The following is a 22423-nucleotide window of genomic DNA, read 5'->3' as shown; positions in this document are numbered from 1 at the left end:
TTTACAATGTTTTTAATGTGGTTATCAAGGTATTATTTTCTTCTTTGGTTCCTATTGTAAATCGCAAGGTATTCTCACATAAAGCTTGATTGGTACGATTGCGAATTACAATCCCTCTATCCAGTAGTTCTTCATATCGCTGATTAGCATTGTCTACCTGAACTAATAAAAAGTTGGTTTCTGAAGGGTATACATGCTTTACAAACGATAATTCCTCTAAAGCTCGGGCTACTCGCTTTCTTTCTAATAGGAGTTCTTTAATTTCTTCTTCTACCGTATTTTGATCTGAAAGACGTTCTAATGCTTTTTGTTGCGTAAGTTCATTAACATTATAAGGTGGTTTAATTTTTTCTAACAAGGCAATAATTTCTTCCGAAGCATAACATATACCTAATCGTATTCCTGCCAATCCATATGCTTTTGATAAGGTTTGTGTAATAATTAAGTTAGGATATTCCCGCATCTTACGTATCCAACTTGGTTGATCTGCAAAATCAATATAAGCCTCATCAATAACCACCAATACCGCTGTTTCTTCTAATAATTGTGTTACAATCGCTTCTGCAAACGTGTTTGCTGTAGGATTGTTTGGAGAGCATATAAAAATGATTTTAGTTTGTTCATCTAAGGTCTCTATAATCTGATCTACTACTGGTTGAAATTCTGATGAAAGTGGTACTCTTCTATTGTCTACACTATTCAGATCTGCCAACACTCCATACATTCCATAGGTAGGCGGAAGCGTAATAACATTGTCTTTATTAGGTTCGCAAAAAGCTCTAAAAATCAAATCCAGCACTTCATCACTACCATTACCTAACAATATCTGGCTTTCTGTAACCCCTTTTAATTTTGCTAGTTCTTTTTTTACTTTTCGCTGTTTGGGATCAGGATATCTATTCGTTCCGTTCTCAAAAGGGTTTTCATTGGCGTCTAAAAAAATCATCTCTGTTCCATCCCCTACAAATTCATCTCTGGCAGAAGAATACGGTCTTAATTTTAGTATATTTTTCCGCACTAATTTATTTATATCTACACTAACTTTATTCATATCATGCTTCACTTTTAATTGATTGAAGTCGTAAACTAACCGCATTTTTATGTGCTTCTAATCCTTCTGCTGCTGCCATAATTTCTATCGCTTCTCCTATACGCAAAAGTCCTTCTTTTGTTATTTTTTGAAATGTCATAGCTTTCATAAAGCTATCCAGATTAACACCACTATATTGTTTTGCATACCCATTAGTTGGCAAGGTATGGTTGGTTCCCGAAGCATAATCCCCAGCACTTTCAGGAGTATAATTACCTATAAAAACAGAACCTGCATTCACGATGTTTTCTACATAAAAGGAGTCATTCGCTGTACAGATAATAAAGTGTTCTGGTCCATACATATTAATTAATGCAATTGCTTTCTCATCTGAATCGACATAAATAAGTTTAGAATTCCTAATTGCAGCTGCCGCTATTTCTTTTCTAGGTAATACTGTGCACTGTATTTCTATTTCTCGTTCTACTTTTTCTATTATTTCTTTTGATGTGGATACTAAAATCACCTGACTATCTACTCCATGTTCTGCCTGACTAAGTAAATCTGAGGCGACAAATGAGGGTATCGCTGTATCATCTGCCATGATAAGTAACTCACTGGGACCAGCTGGCATATCTATTGCAACTCCAAATTTGGTTGCTAATTGTTTTGCTATAGTTACGTATTGATTTCCCGGACCAAATATTTTATATACTTGCGGAATTGTTTCCGTACCAAATGTCATTCCTGCAATTGCTTGTATCCCTCCTACTTTACATATTTTAGTTACTCCGCATAAGCTGGCAGTATACAAGATTGCCGGGTTTAATTTTCCTTCCTTATCTGGAGGAGTACACAATACAATCTCCTTACAGCCTGCAATAACTGCTGGAATTGCCAGCATTAAAATGGTAGAAAAAAGCGGTGCTGTTCCTCCGGGAATATAAAGCCCTATTTTCTGTATTGGTTTCTTTTGCTGCCAGCAAGTAACTCCTTCTTTTGTCTCAACAACAACAGTATCTGTTTGCTGTGCCTTGTGAAATGCTTCTATATTTTCTTTAGCCAATTGGATTGATTTTTTCAAATCATCAGACACCTCCATTATACCTTCTTCTACTTCTTGTATACTTACCTTGATTTCATCTAATGACACCCCATCGAATTGCGTCGTATATTTTTTGATAATTTCATCTCCTCCATCTATAACTTCGTCAAATATTTTTAAAACTGTTTCTTCTATATCATCTATACAGGCTGTTGGTCTTTCCAATATCGATTTCCAGCTTGTTTTTTCTGGATTATATATTTTTTTCATCTGTTCTTTGTTTATTTACCCACAAGCGAGATTTAAATGCTCTGTCACTTGTGTCTAAATATTTTTTAGTAATTTCCTTTGAATGTTTGTGGAACTGGCTCCAGGTAATTTATTACCTGATAAAACTCGTCTTTATTAGTTATCACCCAATATTTTACAATACCATTTTCTCAATCGGACATACTAATATTCCTTCTGCTCCTTCTTCTTTTAATTCATCAATGATTTCCCAAAACTTATTCTTTTCTACGACAGTATGTATAGAGCTCCATCCTTCTTGTGCTAATGGCAACACTGTAGGGCTTCGCATGCCCGGAAGGATTGCTACAATTTTATCTATTTTTTCATTCGGAGCATTTAACAAAACATATTTTGAAGTTCTTCCTTTTAAAACTGCCTGTATTCTAAAGCGTAGTTTGTCTAAAATCTTTTTCGATGCTGAGCTTATCAGAGGAGATACTGCCAACACGGCTTCTGAGGTTAGCATGACTTCTACTTCTTTGAGATTGTTTTTAAACAAAGTACTTCCACTAGAAACAATGTCACAGATCGCATCAGCTAAACCTATATTAGGTGCTATTTCCACGGAACCTGAAATCTGGTGTAATTCGGCATTTATTCCTTTATCAGCCAGGTATGAATTAACTGTATTCGGGTAAGATGTGGCAATTTTTTTTCCCGTTAAGTCATTAATATCTGTATAATCTACTTCTTTGGGGATTGCCAGGGATACTCTACACTTAGAGAAATTCAATCGTTCTGCTATCTCAATCCCTTCTCCTTTTTCTACAAGAACATTTTCGCCAATAATCGCAATATCTACTACACCGTCTCTTAAGTATTGTGGAATATCCCCATTGCGCAAAAACATTACTTCCATCGGAAAATTTCTTGTTTCTGCTTTTAATTGATCCTTCCCATTATCAATGGAAATACCACAATCTTTTAAAATCTGAACAGAATCTTGATTAAGTCTTCCGCTTTTTTGAATAGCAATTCTAATTTTAGACATTTTATCTGATTTATCGTCTTTGCTGTTCAACCGGAATTTAGAGTGTATAAAAAAACCCGCTTGAACAACTCAAACGGGTTTTTAAAATATGTTTAATTTTTACACATATCATCTTTACCTCATTCGAGTGAAGAAGTAAAATGATGATGATGTAAAAATAATGCTGTCATGTTTTCTTGTTAATTACAGAGCAAACATATAAAAATAAATTTAGATAATTACCATTAATCTAAAAAAAGTGAATTTCAACTATTTTTCCTTGTAAAAATCTAAAATTTAACCATTTATATAGGTTGATTATAAACATTTTTATAACTTTAAAAGGCAAATGCTAATCAACTATTTATGAAAAACTTTATCTCTTTGCTAATTTTTTTACTGTTTGCCTGCTTAGGAATGTGGTGGTACTATTCCTGTGACTGGTGTTCTGTGAAAAAAAATAGTAGTATTACCACCGTACAAAACCAACCTGATCCTGCTGAAGAAGCTCGTAAGAAAAAGGCTTATGAAGACAGTATCGCACTTGCCAATAAACTGGCGAATGGTTTCTTTATAAAAGACCATCTCGGCAAGGATATTTTCAGATATCCGGAACAGTTACAAATTCTCAAAACAAACGACAGTGTATGCATCCCTAGTAGTGCTGATGGATATAATGATCTTTTAGCGAATTATTTAGGTAAAAACCTGGACAAGGAACTCATTGTCTATGGTTTTGAAACAAAAGAAGAACAGGATTCTGGAAAACAACTAGGACTGGATAGAGCTAATTTTGTAAAAAACCTATTTATCACCGGAGGGATTAATGCTGATCGTATTCTCACAAAATCAAAACTACATGATTACACCTATAATGATGAAGGTAAATATAATGGAGGGATCACTTTTGAAATTCATGAAGTAAGCAACAAGGATCGACTTAATGAAATTGAAAAGAGTATAGCCAATAAAACTTTATACAGCAATTTTGGTCAAAAAGATTTTAAACCCGACGCTACGCTCTCCAGTTATGCAATCGAATTAAAAAACTACCTGGTTAAATATCCTGAAAAAAAGGTGAACATTATAGGGCATACTGATGATATCGGAGAAGAAGAAGATAATCTTTGGTTTGGAAAACAACGAGCTAATAATGTAAAAAAATATCTTGTTAGTCGTGGGATTCCTTCAGAAAAACTCACTACACAATCCAAAGGAGAATCTGACCCTATCGTACCTAATGATACTCCGGAAAATCGTAATAAAAACAGAAGAATTGAAATAATTGTTAACTAAATAACTTAAAGAAATATGTTTAATTTTTTACAAGAAGCAAATTGGTGGTGTCTGCTATTATTATTGTTCCTAGCTTTCTTATTAGGATGGTTATTATCCAGATGGTCCCTTAAAAAGAAATACAAGTCGGCATTAGATCAATGTCTTAAAGAAAAAGAAACTTTAGAAAACACTAAATATAAGACGGTTAATACTACATTCTCTACTACAGCTTCTACTGATATCGAGAGCGATGACAGTATTAAAGCTATCAAAACGAGAGATCGTCAGGGAACTCCTGTAGATATCGTTCCAGCAGAAACTCCTAAATTAAACTTTGAAAGTTTTGGTCGCGCAGATGCTTCGCAAAAGGATGATCTGAAACTAATTAATGGAATTGGTCCTTTTATAGAAGAGAAGTTAAATAGTATTGGTATTTATACTTTTGACCAAATAAGTAGATTTACATCTCAGGATATAGAAACTGTTACAGAATTAATTCAATTTTTCCCAGGTAGAATAGAGCGAGATAACTGGAAAAAACAGGCTTCTAAACTCAAAGATAAAAACTAAGGATACGTGCAGTAAAAAAAGGCGGTCATATGACCGCCTTTTTTTATAGTATATCATTGGGTTAACTTCCTATTGATTCCCTAAAATCAAAGGCATTCCATCGCTTCCTGATCCTACAACTACCACCTTGGCATTTGGAGATTTTGCCAATTCTAATGTAGCCTGTATTCCTTTTTCTTTCAGGATTTTATCTGTTAATGAAGCATTGAGAATAGTATTAGCCGTTGCCTTTCCTTCGGCATCAATTTTCTGGCGTTCTGCTTCTTTTCGAGCTTTTTCTAATCTAAACTCATACTCTAATGCTTCTTGTTCTTGCTTGAGTTTTCTTTCTATCGCATCCTTAATTGTAGCCGGAAGTGTTACATCTCTAACTAAGATTTCATTTAACTGTACGTGCTGATTCTCTACGATCTTTTTTGTTTCTTCAAAAATTTCTTTCTGGATAGCATCTCGTTTGCTAGAATACAACTGTTCTGGAGTATATCTTCCTACTACACTTCTGGCAGCAGAACGAATTGTAGGCAATAAAACTCTGCTCACATAATCTTCTCCTTTTTGCTGATGCAACAATCCTAATTTATCATACTTAGGTTGAAACCATGCCGAAGCATCCAATTTAATTTCCAACCCATTAGAGGACAATACCTGCATTTTTTCAAACACTTCTTGCTGTCTTACCTCATACACTATTACTTTATTCCAGGGAGCCACCAAATGAAACCCTTCTCCCAGGGGAGCTTCATCAGTCACTACTCCTCCTCCAAATGTTTTATATAAAACTCCTGCTTCTCCTGAACCTATTGTCACTGTAGATTTAGACACAAAGATTACTCCCAATACGAGTAAAACAATAATCGGCACGCCTATTTTTGGTAGTTTTTCCATTATAATATATTCTTTAGTTATTTTTTATTTAAATAAGTCCGTTATACTTTCTCATAAACCATTCGATAGCAAGACTGCCAACAATAATCAGCACCAGGTATTTCCAATCTATTAAAGAGATGACCTTTTCCTCTTTTTTTTGTATTATCTGATACCTATCATCATGTATCAAGTCATCCAACAACTGATTTTTTTGATGTATATAGTAACTTTTTCCACCTGTATTAGTCGCTAACTGTTTTAACTTTGTTACATCTGCATTCAGAAACTGTTGTTCAACATTATATTCTAATACGGTAAAGTTTCCAGACCTGGACAGGTTTTCTCCTGCTACATGAACTGAATAAGTATACGATCCTGCCGGCAGGTCACTAACATCTACCTGATAAGCATTTTTTCTCAAAAGCATTGGAATTTCCTTTACTGAATTGGTGTTTTTATTTTCTATTCGAATGCTTACACTTGCTCTTCTGTCAAATTCGTAATTTTTAGTAAAGTAAGCTGCCTTTATTTTTATGTTAGTATTCCCATAGTAGAAAGGTTCTGCATATGTGGTCAACCTGCTTTTCTTTTTATTTGATGCCAGGTATTGAACCAATTTACCCAGGAAATTGTCAAAACTCTCAAAATTGTTCGTCAACAAAAAGTCATTTGCTCTCCATCTCCAAATATTTTCTCCCAGCAGTACTGCTTCTCTAATTCCATTGTCTTCCAAACTACATAGTAGCGGAAAGTTTGTTTCTATTCCGGATATACTTCTATACAAAAGAATATCATGTGCAACGTTTATTCGTATATCTCCAAAATTTCCTAATAATGGCGGATATTTATCAAATCCGATATCTTCTAATAAAAATGCGGAATAGTTAGCATTAAATCTGGGGGTATAGTTTTCTGTTTGTCCGGTTATCGCCTGTGTATATTTAGCTTGTATCTGGTTTAGAAAATTCCAGTTTGTCTTTGTTCCTGTAATCGTAAGAACATTTTTCTTAACTGTCTTTAACTCTTCATATAACTTTCTGAAAGTAGCATCTGGCTGATATATCACGATCAGTTGATACTCATCTAGCTTACTTATATCTGATGGTTTGACAATAGTAACACTTCTTCTTTCATTGCTTTCTATACTCTTTTTTAAAGCTCCTAAATCAGGATGTGATATTCTGCTCACCAATAACACATTTGTTTTCTGATCGATCACCTCTACTGCAAAATTCTTCGTGTTATTAATAGTGTTTTTTTCCTGATCTAAAGGAACCAGTCTTGCTTTGTATTCAAACACCCCCGGCTGTATTGTCGGTAAGGTTACTTTTATAACTTTAGAGTTTTCTTCCTTAGAAAAGGAAACAGTCGTATTGTAGATTTTCCTGGTACCTGACAGAATCTCTAAACTAGTAGTGATCGTATTATCTCCTGAATATGAAAGGATCAACTCTACCGGAAATTTATTTTTCAGATATACATATCTATTTACATTTAGCTGTTCTATTTTTAAATCTTCAACGATGGTAGTGTCTCCTAGAATAACCGGGAACACCTGTTGTGTATGTTTTGTCGTTTTGAATTGGTATTCTTTCCCATAGGTTTGATTTCCATCGGTTAACAATACGACAGGAGCTATATTACTCTTATAAATTTGATTTAACTCATCGATCGTATTATAAATATTAGTTTGCTTTCCTGTAAAATCCAGTGACAGAGAATCTTTTAAGGCATCGGTAAACGCATAGTAATCTATATCAAATCGCTCATTAAGTGATGTATTATCTTTTAACTCCTGAACCATTTTCTGCAAAATTTGATCTTGTTTCAGGTGTTTTAAAGAAGATGAATTATCAACTGCTACCAATAAGGTTGGTTTCTCATTGATGTATGTGTTTTGTGTAAATGTAGGGTCTATTAAAAGTAGTAATAAAGAAAAAACACTTAAAAAACGAAGAAAAGCAAAAAACAGATTCCTTCTAGATCTGCTTTTTGCTTTGTATAAGTATTGAAAAAGAGCTATTAATAAGGCTAGTACCCCAGCTCCTATAATCAATATTATTTGTTGTATCTGCATCTGTGAATTCTTATGATTTTAAATTGTATAACCTCTGGTTATATTCTACCTAATAAAGTTACTATTTAAAACTTCAAAGATCTCAAAAACTTTGAATATAATCCACAAGTAAATATACTCCTGATATATTAAGTCAACATTCCTCCATCTACCTGAAGTACCTGTCCTGTAACATAACTACTCATATCACTAGCTAAGAATAAACATGCATTTGCAATGTCTTCTGTGGTTCCTCCGCGTTTTAACGGGATGGCACTTGTCCATCCTTCGACAACTTTCTCATCTAGTTTAGCTGTCATTTCTGTTTCTATAAATCCAGGAGCAACTACATTACTTCTAATATTTCTAGATCCCAATTCTAATGCTACTGATTTCGTAAACCCAATGATTCCTGCTTTAGATGCGGCATAATTAGCCTGTCCGGCATTTCCTTTTACTCCTACAACAGAACTCATATTAATGATACTTCCTTTGCGTTGTTTCAGCATGGTTCTCTGAACCGCTTTCGTCATGTTAAATACACTCTTGAGGTTTACTTCTATCACTTTATCAAAATCCTCTTCTCCCATTCTCATCAATAGATTATCCTTGGTAATTCCTGCATTATTGATTAGGACATCAATACTTCCGAATGTTTCTAAAACACTTGCCACTAAGTCTTGTGCTTGCGCAAAATCGGCTGCATTACTTTGGTACCCTTTTGCTTTTACCCCTAAATCTGTTAATTCTTTTTCTAATTCATTGGCTGCTTCTACAGAAGAACTATATGTAAATGCTACATTGGCACCTTGCTTAGCAAAAACCTGTGCTATTCCTTTTCCGATTCCTCGACTTGCACCAGTAATAATAGCTGTTTTACCTTGTAAGAGATTCATTCGCTTTATTTTTATTTGTGTTTATTTATTAAAGATATCAAAGATAAGAATTACTATGTTGTGGTCAACAATAAACCCCGCGTTTTCTTGCGGGGTTTATCTATTTTTTTATTGAAAGAAATAACTATATTACAGCTTTACATTTGTATCATCTTTCTCATAATTAAAAAGATAATCAATATTCATTTCCTGAACTTTTCCTAGTTTGGATAATGCTTTCATATTGACATCTTTTTTATTTCCAATCACCATAACGTTATACGTTTCTCCTTTAATGTTTTCATTAAAAAATTTCTTGAGATCAGCTAATGTCATATTTTTGATTGTATTATAAATCTCTTCTCTATTATCATTCTCTATTCCTTTCTTTTTCAACGATTCATATGTCCAGAAAATATTAGACTTTGTAATTCGCTGTGCTGCAATTTTCTTCAAGGTAGCTTCTTTAGCTGCATTAAATTGCTCTTCTGCTTCTGGCATATTAGTCATTAAATCCATCATGGCATCCACCGCTTGAGGCATTTTGTTTGCCTGTGTACCTACATATGCATACACATAATTCGAATCTTCTTTTTTACTTGCTGTACTATAGCCTGCCTGAGCAGCATACGCTAATGATTTCGATTCTCTTATCTCCTGAAAAACAATCGAAGAAAGTCCACTTCCAAAATATGTATTAAACAATCTGGATGCTGCCATTTTTGCCGGGTCAAATTCTGATCCTTTAGCCAAAAACAACATTTCACTTTGTACCATATCATAATCCACAAAATAAACATTACCTCCTGTTTCTTTTTCTACATAGGTTGTTTTTTCTGGATACTCCAGTAAATTCTCTGGTATGATGTGATTCTTATCCAAAGAAGCAATTGCTGCTGCCACATCCTTCCCATAATAGAAAATACGTTGTTTGTAATTCTTTAATTCTTTTACTTTATTAACCAACTCTTGTGGATCAAACGCTTGTAATTCTTTTATTTTAAAGACATTTCTCAAAGGTGAATTCTCTCCATATTTTCCATAACTCATTAAACCAGACCAAAGGATATTTCCTTTTTGTGTTTTTCCATCTTCTCTACCTTTAGCTATTTTATCTATATATTTAGCATATGTTTCTTGATTCGGTACTGCGTTCGACCATAAGTGTTCTAATAACACCAAACCACTATCTAAATTTTCTTTTAATCCAGAAATTCCAACATAGGTTTTATCCGCAGCCGTACTTACATAATAATCTATACCTAATTTGTAAAATTCCTTTTTCAGCTCTTCCGGAGAGTATTTATCTGTCCCTAAATAGTCTAAATATCCAGCTGCTAATGCCGCTTTTTTATCATTATTCTGCCCCATATCAAATATGATATTAAGAGAGAATAAATCGTTATTCTTATTTTCTATATAAGCAACATTTAATCCACTTTCAGTTTTTTCTTCTTTAATTTCTTTTTTGTAATCTACGTATTTAGGCTTTAAATCTGCACTTTTTATTGCCGTAAATTCCTGTAAGTACCCAGATTGTTTGTCTCTGTTTAATTGTACTGGGGTAATTCCTGGATTTTCTACCTTGGTGATATTTTTATCCGCTCCTTTTCTTTTATAAGTAACTACGTAATTATCTTTATAAAATGCATTAGCAAAATCTACCAGCTCTTGTTTGGATATTTTTTTTAACTCATCCAAAAAAGCAACTTTATCCTTCCAATCCTCATGATGAATAAACGCATTATAATATGCTGATGCCAGGGCTGTATTATTCTCATACTGCTGCGTCTGTGTTAATTTCAAATCGTTTATTACAGCAGAAATCATCCATTCATCAAAGGCTCCTTTTTTTAGCTTTTCAATTTCTCCTAGTAATAAATCTTTTACTTCATCCAATGTTTGATCTGCTTTAGGACTACCTGTGAACTCATGAAAACCATAATCATTCAAAAAAGTTGTAAAACAGGCTGCTCTTTGTACTAATTGTTTTTGATTTAGGTTTAAATCTATTAAACCGGCAGTTCCATTTCTAAGGATCATATCAGCTAATGTCAATAGCTTCTCTTCTTTAGTTCCAATCCCTTCTGAGCGAAATGCCAGAGAAACATATTCTGCAGTTGGTCCGAATACTTCCTTGACCACTGGTGCCGTAATCGGTTCTTCTTTAGGCAATACAGGATGTTCAACTTCTTTTTTCTTTAATGCTCCAAACGTATCATTGATCTTTTTGATTGTTTCATCAAACTCGAAATCTCCTACCATTACCATTGCCATATTATTAGGGACATAATATTTATCGAAATACTTATGTATTTCTACCATGGATGGATTTTTTAAATGATCAGATGTTCCGATTGTTGTTTGTTGCCCATACGGATGATTTGGAAATAATCCATCTAACATTGCTGCAAATGCCTTTCTAAAATCATTATCCTGCCCCATGTTAAACTCTTCATATACAGCCTCTAACTCTGTATGAAATAGACGCAATACTAACTGACTAAAGCGTTCACTTTCTACTTTTAGCCATTTGTCTAATTCGTTTGCAGGGATTTTGTTTTTATATACTGTTTCTTCAAACCATGTATGCGCATTGGTTCCTTCTGCCCCTAAAGAGCTTATCATTTTATCATATTCATTAGGAATTGATATTTCGGAAGCTTTCAGAGATACTTCATCTATCTTCTTATAAATTTCTTTCTTTTTTACGGGATCAGTTTCTTTTCTGTGTTCCTCATATAAATCAGATATTTCCTGAAGCAATACTTTTTCTTTTTCATAATCCTGAGTTCCTATTTCATCTGTTCCTTTAAACACCATATGTTCTAAATAGTGTGCAAGCCCCGTTGCTTCTTTAGGATCATAATTAGAACCAGCTCTTACTGCTATGTATGTCTGAATTTTTGGTTCTTCATCATTTTGACTCAAATATACTTTTAAGCCATTATCTAAGGTATATAACCTTAAACCCGTAGGGTCATTTGTTACAGTTTCATAGGTAAATCCCGAAGGATCTGTATGTTGCTCAACAGCAACTTTTGTCACTGTTTCTGTTATTGTAGGTGCGTCCTTACAGTGACTAAGTAATAATGTCAGCACCGAGAGTAAAGTAATTTTTAAAAATTTCATATTATTCTTTATAGTTTCGGCCAAAAATCGAATAATTTTGTTTCCATAAAGCAAGATTAATATTTTTTTAATAAAAAATTAACGTTTTATTAGAGGATAAAAAAAGCCCACTTGTTATCCAAGTGAGCTTTACTTTTTATAATCTTATAATGTTCTCTATCCCAGAACTTCTGCTACTTTTTTACCTATTTCAGCAGGAGAATCTACTACGTGAATTCCACATTCTCTCATAATTGCTTTTTTAGCTGCTGCAGTATCTTCACTTCCTCCTACAATCGCACCTGCATGCCCCATAGTACGTCCAGCTGGAGCAGTTTCACCTGCGATAAATCCAACTACAGGTTTTGTAGTGCCACTTTCTTTAATCCATTTTGCGGCATCTGCTTCTAACTGACCTCCAATTTCACCAATCATAACAACACATTTAGTATCTGGATCATTAATAAGCAATTCTACTGCTTCTTTAGTAGTTGTTCCAATGATTGGATCTCCTCCGATACCAATCGCAGTTGTAATTCCTAATCCTTGTTTTACTACCTGATCTGCAGCTTCATATGTCAACGTTCCTGATTTAGAAACAATTCCTACATTTCCTTTCTTAAAAACAAAACCAGGCATAATTCCTACTTTTGCTTCTCCAGGAGTAATAACTCCAGGGCAGTTAGGTCCTATTAATCTACATCCTTTATCTTTTATATAATCTGCAGCTTTGATCATATCCGCAACAGGAATTCCTTCAGTAATAGTAATAATTACTTTGATCCCAGCATCTGCTGCTTCCATAATTGCATCTGCTGCAAAAGCTGGCGGTACAAAAATAATAGTAGTATCTGCTCCTACTTCTTTTACGGCATCAGCTACTGTATTAAAAACAGGTTTATCCAAATGTGTTTGTCCACCTTTACCAGGAGTAACTCCTCCGACTACGTTTGTTCCGTATTCGATCATTTGTCCTGCATGAAAAGTACCTTCACTTCCTGTGAATCCTTGAACAATAATTTTTGAATCCTTATTTACTAAAACACTCATTGCGTTATGATTTTTAATGTTTTTTTGAAGTTACCAAAAATACGTTTTTGACAACTATAGTTAAAATGAAAACCAAATTATTTTATGTAATTTTTTAAAAACAACTCAGTCTATTTTACTTATTACTATTCTCCAGGTAAAATCTTTATATTACCTGGAAAAATTATTCTTTTTTTTCCTTTAATCCCTCCATCATTTTAGGGATTTGTTTTAATGCGACAATCTCTTTGTATTTCGTTCTAGAATCATCTGCCGGGCTTCCGAAATATTTCTTATTCCCTTCTAAGGATTTTCCTATTCCTGATTGCGCATAGACTACTGCTTTTTCCCCAATAGTAATTCCACTAATAACTCCTACTTGTCCCCACAGGGTTACTTCATTTTCTATTACCACACATCCTGCAATTCCAACTTGAGAAGCAATAAGACATTTTTCTCCTATTACAGTATCATGACCAATATGTACCTGGTTATCGATTTTGGTTCCTTTTTTTATAGTAGTATCTGCTGTTACTCCTTTATCAATTGTACATAAAGAACCTAAATCCACATTATCTTCTATCACTACTCTACCTCCTGATACCAGTTTATCAAATCCTTCTGGTCGATTTTTGTAGTAAAAGGCATCTGAACCGATGACCGTACCTGAATGAATAGTCACATTATTACCTATAATAGTATGGTCATAAATACTTACATTCGCATGTATCACTGTATTATCTCCTATTACCACATTATTACCAATAAAAGCTCCTGGTTGGATGATGGTATTTTTTCCTATTTTGGCAGATTTTGATATGGTATGACTTGCTTGTTCAAAAGGTTTAAAAAAGGTAGTCAATTTATTAAAATCTCTAAACGGATCATCTGAGATCAACAACGCTTTCCCTTCCGGACAATCTACTTTTTTATTAATCAATACTACAGTAGCAGCGCTTTTTAGCGCTTTGTCATAGTATTTTGGGTGATCTACAAAAACAATATCTCCGGGAGTTACCACATGAATTTCATTCATTCCATATACGGGAAATGAGGCATCACCTACAAAGTCAGCAGAAATTATTGTAGCAATTTGCTCTAATGTATGTACTTGGGGGAATTTCATATTATATTAAAAAGGGAGTTACCTATTCTTTAATTCTTTCTTTATAGGTTCCTTTTTCTGTTTCTATTTTGATCTTATCTCCTTCATTAATAAAAAGAGGGACCATAACTTCCGCACCTGTTTCTACAGTAGCTGGTTTTGTAGCGTTTGTCGCTGTATTTCCTTTCACCCCAGGCTCTGTTGCTGTTACTTCTAAAATAACACTTGCAGGCATCTCTACAGAAAGCGGCATCTGATCTTCAGAATTAATAATAACTGTTACAACTTCTCCTTCTTTTAGCAGCTTAGGAGCATCTAAGGTAGATTTCTGAAGTGTAATCTGATTATAATCCTCTACATTCATAAAATGATAGGTATCACCTTCTGCGTATAAAAACTGAAACTTATGTGTCTCTACACGTACGTCTTCTATTTTGTGCCCTGCAGAAAAGGTATTATCTATTACCTTACCTGTAGTTACACTTTTTAATTTAGTTCTTACAAAAGCAGGTCCTTTCCCTGGCTTAACATGCAAAAACTCAACAATTTTATAAATATCATGGTTGTATTTGATACACAATCCATTTCTAATATCACTAGTAGTCGCCATTCTGTATATTTTTCTAGTTTATTATCTTTTTTAATTGGAGAAATATCCTTTCATTATACCTCGTTGAGAGTTTTTGATAAACTCTAACACTTCATCTCGCTCAGGTGTTGCTTCCATTTCTGCTTCTATGATAGCTACTGCCTGTGTGTTATTGTAATTCTTCTGATAAAGAATTCGATATATATTTTGTATTTCTCTTATTTTTTCTGTCGAAAAACCTCTTCTTCTTAATCCAATGGAATTAATTCCTACATAAGATAAAGGCTCTCTTGCTGCCTTCACAAAAGGAGGTACATCTTTTCTTACCAAAGATCCTCCGGTAACAAAAGCATGATTTCCTATACTACAGAACTGCTGCACTGCTGCCATTCCTGCAAGTACTACATGATCTCCTACATTAATGTGACCAGCTAATGTACTGTTATTAGAAAAGATACAATGATCTCCTATAATACAATCATGAGCAATATGGCAATATGCCATTATCCAGCAGTTACTACCAATTTTGGTTTTCATCTTATCGGTAGTTCCTCTGTTAATAGTGACACATTCTCTAATAGTAGTGTTATCGCCTATTTCTGTTATCGTATCCTCATCATTGAACTTCTTATCTTGCGGAATAGCAGAAATCACAGCACCAGGAAAAATACTACAGTTCTTTCCAATTCTGGCACCTTCCATGATTGTCACATTAGATCCTATCCATGTCCCTTCTCCTATCTCCACATTATTATGAATCGTAGTAAAAGGTTCAATCACTACATTCTTGGCTATTTTTGCTCCGGGATGAACGTATGCTAAAGGTTGATTCATCTATCTTCTTTTCTTTATTTTGATTTTACTATTTGTGCCATTAATTCCGCTTCTGTTACTAATTTTCCATTAGCGTATGCAAAAGCTTGCATATGACAAATTCCTCTACGAATTGGAGTAATTAATTCTAACTTGAATATCAGCGTATCCCCTGGCAACACTTGTTGCTTAAATTTCACTTTATCAATTTTCATGAAATACGTCAGGTAATTTTCAGGGTCTGGAACTGTACTAAGCGCTAAAATCCCTCCTGTTTGTGCCATTGCTTCTATCTGAAGTACTCCTGGCATTACAGGTGCTCCAGGAAAATGACCAATAAAAAACGGCTCATTCATTGTTACGTTTTTCAACCCAACAACATGCTTATCTGACATTTCCAAAATACGATCCACCAATAAGAAAGGATATCGATGCGGTAACATATTCATGATCTTATTCACATCCATTAACGGGGGTTGATTAAGATCGAATTGAGGTACCTTGTTCCGCTTTTCTATTTTGATGATTTTAGACAGTTTCTTTGCAAATTGAGTATTGACAAAGTGTCCTGGTTTATTTGCTATTATCTTCCCTTTAATACGGGTTCCTATCAAGGCTAAATCTCCAATAACATCTAATAGCTTATGTCTTGCGGCTTCATTTGGATAGTGTAATGTCAAGTTATCCAAAATTCCATTAGGTTTTATAGAGATTGATTCTTTTCCAAATGCTTCTTTTAATTTCTCCATCGTATCAGGACTCAATTCCTTATCGACATATACGATAGCATTATTAAGATCTCCTCCTTTGATCAACCCATGCTCTAATAGCATTTCCAGTTCATGAAGAAAGCTAAAAGTTCTCGCTTCTGATATTTCTTTTTTAAAGTCCGAAAGACGTTTTAGGGATGCATTTTGAGTGCCGAGTACTTTAGTTCCGAAATCAACCATTGTTGTTACCTGATACTCATCAGAAGGCATTACAATAATCTCACTTCCAGACTCTTCATCGACATAGGAAATCACATCTTTTATAACATATTCTTCTCGCTCTACATCTTGTTCTTCAATTCCTCCTTTTTCCAGAGCTTCAATAAAAAACTTACTGGAACCATCCATAATCGGAGGTTCTGAAGCATTTAATTCTATTAAAAGATTATCAATTTCCAATCCTACACAAGCTGCTAAAACATGCTCGGATGTCTGGATACTCACTCCATTTTTTTCGAGGTTTGTTCCTCTTTGGGTATTTACAACATAATTGGCGTCTGCTTCTATCACAGGAGAACCTTCCAGGTCTACCCTACAAAAAGCATAACCGTGATTAGCTGGTGCCGGCTTAAAAGTTAATGTTACCTCTTTACCTGTATGAAGCCCTACTCCATTTAGAGTTACTTCTTGTTTAATAGTTCTTTGCTTAGTCACAACAGCGTTATTCTTTTATATTAATCTTCTTTTCTATTTCGTATAACCTATCTACTATCTTAGGTAAATTTTTAAAATGTACGTATGATTTATTGTAATCAGAATATCCTAACGCTGGTGACCCTTGAATCGCTTCGTCATCTTTTATATTTCTCCCAATTCCAGACTGCGCTTGAATTCTTACTTTATTTCCTATTGTCAGGTGTCCTGCTATTCCTACTTGCCCACCGATCAGACAATGTTTTCCTATTTTGGTAGATCCTGCAATACCGGTTTGAGCGGCAATAGCTGTGTGTTCTCCAATCTCTACATTATGGGCTATTTGAATCTGATTATCCAATTTAACTCCTCTACGTATAATAGTAGATCCTAATGTAGCTCTATCTATGGTTGTTCCAGCTCCTACATCTACATTATCTTCTATAATAACGTTTCCTGTTTGTGGAACCTTACTGTATTCTCCTTTTTCATTGGGGGTAAAACCAAATCCATCCGCTCCTACAATAGCACCACTGTGAATAACACAATTATTACCTATTATAGATTCAGAATAAATCTTCGCTCCTGCAAATACGATAACATTATCTCCTATCGTTACATTATCTCCTACGTAAACGTTAGGGAATATTTTTGCATTTTCTCCTATGGTAACATTTTCTCCTATATATGAAAAAGCTCCCAGATAGATTTCTTCTCCATATTTGGCACTTTCTGAAATAAAGCAGGGTTGTTCTATCCCTTTTTTATTCATTTTCACCATATTATAGTATTCTAATAATTGAGAAAATGCCTTATAAGCGTCATCCACTCTAATAAGGGTAGTTTGTATCTCGGACTCTTTTTTAAATGTTCTATCCACTATCGTAATAGACGCATTTGTAGAATAAATATATTGCGTGTACTTAGGATTAGACAAAAAAGTCAAAGTTCCTTCTGTTCCTTCTTCTATTTTGGCCAATTTAGATACCTCGACAGTTTCATCTCCTTCGATATCTCCATTAAGAATACCCGCAATTTGTGTGGCTGTAAAAATCATTCTAGCAAAAGTATAAAAAATGTATTAATCTTTTTGTTTTGGGTAACAGATAAAATGCTTTGTAACAGGTTTTGATAATGCTTTTAAATTGAATTGATCTGTAGCACCCACTATATCAGCTATTTTTCTATTTTTATACAAGATATTTATGTTTTGTTTATTTTGATGGTAGGCTTGGTTAGAAATACTACCTGAAAAGACAAAATAACGAGCTTCTTCTTCAGAAATTTCATAATCTTTCGTTATTTTTTTGATGTGCTTGGCTAACTTATTCTTTTCAAAGGGTTTCTTTTTGATCTTTATTTTCAATAAATCCCGCTCTATAATCATTCTGGATAAATTGCTTAAAACAAAATCATCACATACACTCCACTCCTTCATTGCCGAAATAATATCGTAATCATCCAGTTTTGAAAAAGTATCTAATTCGTCTTCTAAAAAATTTTCTTTGGTAATTTTGTTTTTCAGAAAGAACGCTAACGCAGGACTTGCTTGTAACTCCATTCCAGATTCCGTTAGCTCTTTGGCTCTTTTTAGCACTCTGATCAGAATATTTTCGGCTACTAAACCTGTTTTATGCAGATAGACCTGCCAATACATGAGTCTTCTGGCTAATAAAAATTGTTCTACAGAATACACTCCTTTCTCCTCTACTACCAATTCATCATTTACTACAGTAAGCATTGTAATCAAACGTTCGCTATTGATATTTCCCTCTGCAACTCCCGTATAAAAACTATCTCTTTTCAGATAATCCAATCGATCCATATCCAATTGCCCTGAAATTAACTGGTGCAGAAAATTACGGTGATACTCTCCTTTAAATATTTGAATAGCAAGAGTCAGCTTGCCTGTAAACTCTTTATTTATTGCCTCCATAAACATGAGTGATATAGACTCATGATTAATTTCTTCTACGATACTGTGTTCCATAGCATGTGAAAACGGACCATGACCTATATCATGTAATAGAATGGCAATATACAAGGCTTCCTCTTCTTCTTCGGAAATAAGAACGCCTTTAAACCGCAAAGCATTGACTGACTTCTGCATTAAATTCATACACCCCAGGGCGTGGTGAAATCTGGTGTGATGTGCTCCCGGATAGACCAGATAGGACAATCCCATCTGACTAATCCTCCTAAGTCGCTGAAAATATTTATGTTCTAACAGATCAAAAATTAGTTCGCTTGGTATTGTAATAAAACCGTAAATTGGATCGTTAAATATTTTTAGTTTATTTCTTTTTTTCAAGTTTACTTTACTTTTACAAAACAAATATACATATATGCCATTCATATAACACATTTAGATACAAAATATGAATATGATTAGGCATTAAATTTATTTTAACGCACAAAAATCATTAATCGACAAACATAAATCCTACATGAACGCAATAAAAATTCTCTGGGTAGACGACGAAATCGACTTGTTAAAACCACACATCCTTTTTTTAGAAAAAAAGAATTACACAGTTACCAAATGTCAAAGTGGAACCGAAGCCATCGAGATTTTGGACAATAACAATTTTGATATCGTTTTTTTAGATGAGAATATGCCGGGGTTATCAGGTATTGAAACACTTTCTGAAATAAAAGAAAAAAATGAAAGTCTTCCTGTCGTAATGATTACCAAGAGTGAAGAAGAGTATATAATGGAAGAAGCCATTGGTAGTAAGATTGCTGATTATCTAATTAAACCTGTGAATCCTAATCAAATTCTATTGAGTTTAAAAAAGAACCTGGACCACTCTCGTCTTGTTTCTGAAAAAACTACGGCTAATTACCAACAGGAGTTTAGAAAAATAGCAATGGACCTCGCGATGGTTAATAGTTTTGAAGAATGGTCAGATTTATACCAGAAACTACTTTACTGGGAATTGCAATTAGAGGATATTGAGGATTCCGGAATGTTTGAGATTCTTGAATCTCAAAAAGTAGAAGCTAATTCTCAATTCTTTAAGTTTGTTCAAAAAAATTATGAGGATTGGTTTAACAATTCGGAAGATGCTCCTATAATGTCGCACACACTCTTCAGAAAAAAGGTTATTCCTGAAATCTCCAAAGAGCAACCCACCATCTTAGTAGTAATTGACAACCTGAGATATGATCAATGGAAAGCTTTCGAACCTGTAGTAAATAATTATTACAAGAAAGAAGAAGAAACTTCTTATTATAGTATTCTCCCTACCGCTACTCAATATGCACGTAATTCAATTTTTTCTGGTTTAATGCCTTCTGAGATGGAAAAAAGACATCCGGATTTATGGCTTAATGACATTGATGAAGGAGGAAAAAACATGAACGAAAATGAATTCCTTACTGCACAACTACAACGATTAGGGGTAAACATCAAACATGAATATTACAAGATTACCAATGAGCGTTCTGGAAAAACACTAGCTTCTAATTTCAAAGGATTAAAAGACAACGACCTGACTGTTATTGTATATAATTTCGTAGATATGTTATCTCATAGCAAAACAGAAATGGAAGTTATAAAAGAACTGGCTTCTAATGACAAATCCTATAGATCCCTTACACTAAGCTGGTTCAAAAACTCTCCTTTATTAGAAATGATACAACAGGCACAGCAATTAGGTTTTAAACTATTAATCACTACCGATCACGGAACAATCAATGTAAAAAACCCATCCAAAGTAATAGGAGATAAAAACACCAGTCTTAACCTCAGATACAAAACCGGAAAAAGCCTGACATACGAGGAGAAAGAAGTCTTATCTGCTACAAACCCAAAAAAAATACATCTTCCTTCTATCAATATGAGTAGTTCTTTTATTTTTGCAAAAGGAGACTATTTCTTCGCTTATCCTAATAACTACAATCATTATGTTAGTTATTACAGAAACACCTACCAGCATGGAGGCGTTTCTTTAGAAGAAATGATTATCCCATTTATTGTACTAAAACCTAGATAATACTATTATTGTATAAAAATCAATTAAGAAGGATTATCTCCTTCTTAATTGAATTGAAACAGCAATTTTACTACTAAATGAAAGCACCACTAGAGTATACGATAGAAGAAATTTCTGATATAGCGTCTAAAATCATTCAAGACAGTGATTCTAAAGTACTTTTATTTACCGCAGAAATGGGTGTAGGAAAAACCACCCTCATTAAAGAAATCTGCAAACAGCTTGGTGTTTCTTCGCCCATCACCAGCCCTACGTACTCATTAGTCAATGAATACGAGGGAACAGATTCTGTTATTTATCACTTTGATTTTTACCGAATCAATGATGAAGAAGAAGCCTACGATATCGGGTTTGAAGAATATTTAAACACCGATAGCTGGATATTTATCGAATGGCCCGACAAAATAAAAAACTTACTTCCTCAAAACACTAGATCAATACAAATCAACACCTTACCAAATCAAAAAAGAGCTATTATTTTCTAATTTTTTATATGAATTCATCTTTATCATTAAAAAATTTAACATAAAAACTTTTTTTAATATAAAAATTAAACACTATTTTTATTCGTGTCTTTTTACAAGTAAAAAACATTTACTTTAAAAAACACCTAAACAACGAATAGGCATAAAAAACCTATTAACAGATACATTATTGATGTACCCCCGGAATATTCAAATTTCATATTTGTGTATTTCTTTTTCACACTAATTACATTAAATAATTTAATACTATGAACAATTTAATCATCATTAAGGGCTTGTATTTCATAATGAGTATAAATTTGATCAATGTAATATCATCAAAACAACTTATTTCTAGCACAACAACCCCAATCCATCAAAATGACAACTCAATCAACCAATCACAATTCATCGAAAAAAGCAAAATCAAAGTACCTAGACACAAGTAGTACCATTGCTATTATTATAGCATTTATTCCGTTTCTATTCTATATAAGCGATATTTTTCCTGAAGGAAAAATTTGGGAGACTTCTTTTTTTACTTATCAAAGTAAATATTATGAAAGCGTTCATGTTTTTATTTGGGTCTTAATGGGTAAATTCATCCCTTTAATTCTTCTCACACTCTGGTATTTCACTTGTAAACACTGGTGGCACAAAGTCATCCTGATTCCAATCATCTTGTATTCTTTTCAGATCATATCAATTATTACTGATGATTTGGAACTCAATAAAACAGACGAAATATACTATCTGCTCCCCTGTCTTGTCTTTATATTGTGCGTAACATATACTATCAGAGTCAAGATATTTGATAAAATACACAATATTGACCTGACAGAACTGAATTATATTGATAAGAGTAAATGGTGGCAACGCAATAAAAACTAAACCCCGAAAATCGATAAATTACTCATACAAAATACTAC

General features: G+C 33.8%; 19 protein-coding genes. 5 read left to right on the top strand and 14 right to left on the bottom strand.

Features of this window, described 5'->3' with window-relative positions; genetic code table 11:
• Position 1: 1 nt before the first annotated feature.
• The 3 genes from hisC to hisG form a co-directional block, all read right to left on the bottom strand.
• Positions 2 to 1051 carry a histidinol-phosphate transaminase gene (gene hisC, locus HN014_RS16860; RefSeq protein WP_176030022.1) on the bottom strand — a complete coding sequence of 350 codons (1050 nt, stop codon included), beginning with the start codon at positions 1049 to 1051 and terminating at the stop codon, positions 2 to 4.
• Position 1052: 1 nt separating this feature from the next.
• Positions 1053 to 2345, bottom strand: a complete 1293-nt coding sequence (gene hisD / locus HN014_RS16855; RefSeq protein WP_176030021.1) for a histidinol dehydrogenase — start codon at positions 2343 to 2345, stop codon at positions 1053 to 1055.
• A 154-nt stretch (positions 2346 to 2499) separates the two neighbouring features.
• Positions 2500 to 3357: an ATP phosphoribosyltransferase gene (hisG, locus tag HN014_RS16850; protein WP_176030020.1), complete on the bottom strand. Its 858-nt coding sequence runs from the start codon at positions 3355 to 3357 to the stop codon at positions 2500 to 2502.
• Between the two features lie 345 nt (positions 3358 to 3702).
• Here hisG and HN014_RS16845 point away from each other — a divergent pair, with 345 nt between their 5' ends.
• Complete coding sequence (locus tag HN014_RS16845) at positions 3703 to 4632, top strand: OmpA family protein (RefSeq protein ID WP_176030019.1); 930 nt, start codon at positions 3703 to 3705, stop codon at positions 4630 to 4632.
• A gap of 15 nt (positions 4633 to 4647) precedes the next feature.
• On the top strand, positions 4648 to 5184 hold the full coding sequence (locus HN014_RS16840; RefSeq protein WP_176030018.1) for a hypothetical protein: 537 nt from the start codon (positions 4648 to 4650) through the stop codon (positions 5182 to 5184).
• A gap of 69 nt (positions 5185 to 5253) precedes the next feature.
• On the opposite strand, the gene HN014_RS16835 is transcribed toward HN014_RS16840, so the two are convergent.
• From HN014_RS16835 to HN014_RS16785, 11 genes are all read right to left on the bottom strand, one after another.
• A complete protein-coding gene (locus HN014_RS16835) occupies positions 5254 to 6069 on the bottom strand; it encodes a prohibitin family protein (RefSeq protein WP_176030017.1) in 816 nt (271 codons plus the stop codon).
• A gap of 28 nt (positions 6070 to 6097) precedes the next feature.
• Positions 6098 to 8128, bottom strand: a complete 2031-nt coding sequence (locus tag HN014_RS16830; RefSeq protein WP_176030016.1) for a VWA domain-containing protein — start codon at positions 8126 to 8128, stop codon at positions 6098 to 6100.
• A 128-nt stretch (positions 8129 to 8256) separates the two neighbouring features.
• On the bottom strand, positions 8257 to 9003 hold the full coding sequence (gene fabG, locus HN014_RS16825; RefSeq protein ID WP_176030015.1) for a 3-oxoacyl-[acyl-carrier-protein] reductase: 747 nt from the start codon (positions 9001 to 9003) through the stop codon (positions 8257 to 8259).
• Positions 9004 to 9132: 129 nt separating this feature from the next.
• Positions 9133 to 12114 (bottom strand): insulinase family protein, encoded by a 2982-nt coding sequence (locus tag HN014_RS16820; RefSeq protein WP_176030014.1) that lies wholly within the window; start codon positions 12112 to 12114, stop codon positions 9133 to 9135.
• 156 nt (positions 12115 to 12270) lie between these two features.
• Positions 12271 to 13143, bottom strand: coding sequence for a succinate--CoA ligase subunit alpha (sucD, locus tag HN014_RS16815; RefSeq protein WP_176030013.1), 873 nt, complete (start codon positions 13141 to 13143; stop codon positions 12271 to 12273).
• A gap of 163 nt (positions 13144 to 13306) precedes the next feature.
• The gene (locus HN014_RS16810) at positions 13307 to 14248 is read right to left on the bottom strand and encodes a UDP-3-O-(3-hydroxymyristoyl)glucosamine N-acyltransferase (protein WP_176030012.1); all 942 of its coding nucleotides are present in this window, start codon (positions 14246 to 14248) and stop codon (positions 13307 to 13309) included.
• A gap of 22 nt (positions 14249 to 14270) precedes the next feature.
• A complete protein-coding gene (gene efp, locus HN014_RS16805; RefSeq protein WP_176030011.1) occupies positions 14271 to 14837 on the bottom strand; it encodes an elongation factor P in 567 nt (188 codons plus the stop codon).
• A 30-nt stretch (positions 14838 to 14867) separates the two neighbouring features.
• Entirely contained in the window at positions 14868 to 15650 is a 783-nt protein-coding gene (gene lpxA, locus HN014_RS16800; RefSeq protein WP_176030010.1) for an acyl-ACP--UDP-N-acetylglucosamine O-acyltransferase, read from the bottom strand.
• Between the two features lie 14 nt (positions 15651 to 15664).
• Positions 15665 to 17053: a bifunctional UDP-3-O-[3-hydroxymyristoyl] N-acetylglucosamine deacetylase/3-hydroxyacyl-ACP dehydratase gene (locus HN014_RS16795; protein WP_176030009.1), complete on the bottom strand. Its 1389-nt coding sequence runs from the start codon at positions 17051 to 17053 to the stop codon at positions 15665 to 15667.
• 7 nt (positions 17054 to 17060) lie between these two features.
• Positions 17061 to 18089 (bottom strand): UDP-3-O-(3-hydroxymyristoyl)glucosamine N-acyltransferase, encoded by a 1029-nt coding sequence (gene lpxD, locus HN014_RS16790; protein ID WP_176030008.1) that lies wholly within the window; start codon positions 18087 to 18089, stop codon positions 17061 to 17063.
• Between the two features lie 24 nt (positions 18090 to 18113).
• Positions 18114 to 19343 (bottom strand): HD domain-containing protein, encoded by a 1230-nt coding sequence (locus HN014_RS16785; RefSeq protein ID WP_176030007.1) that lies wholly within the window; start codon positions 19341 to 19343, stop codon positions 18114 to 18116.
• A gap of 136 nt (positions 19344 to 19479) precedes the next feature.
• On the opposite strand from HN014_RS16785, the gene HN014_RS16780 reads away from it, so the two are divergent.
• From HN014_RS16780 to HN014_RS16770, 3 genes are all read left to right on the top strand, one after another.
• Positions 19480 to 21030 carry a bifunctional response regulator/alkaline phosphatase family protein gene (locus HN014_RS16780; protein WP_176030006.1) on the top strand — a complete coding sequence of 517 codons (1551 nt, stop codon included), beginning with the start codon at positions 19480 to 19482 and terminating at the stop codon, positions 21028 to 21030.
• A gap of 77 nt (positions 21031 to 21107) precedes the next feature.
• Positions 21108 to 21515, top strand: coding sequence for a tRNA (adenosine(37)-N6)-threonylcarbamoyltransferase complex ATPase subunit type 1 TsaE (tsaE, locus tag HN014_RS16775; RefSeq protein ID WP_176030005.1), 408 nt, complete (start codon positions 21108 to 21110; stop codon positions 21513 to 21515).
• Between the two features lie 360 nt (positions 21516 to 21875).
• Positions 21876 to 22385 carry a hypothetical protein gene (locus HN014_RS16770; protein ID WP_176030004.1) on the top strand — a complete coding sequence of 170 codons (510 nt, stop codon included), beginning with the start codon at positions 21876 to 21878 and terminating at the stop codon, positions 22383 to 22385.
• Positions 22386 to 22423 lie beyond the last annotated feature (38 nt).

It is taken from the genome of Aquimarina sp. TRL1, assembly GCF_013365535.1.
Taxonomy (GTDB): domain Bacteria; phylum Bacteroidota; class Bacteroidia; order Flavobacteriales; family Flavobacteriaceae; genus Aquimarina; species Aquimarina hainanensis.
The sequence above is the reverse complement of the archived record's forward strand: the minus strand, read 5'-3'. Positions and strand labels throughout refer to the sequence as shown.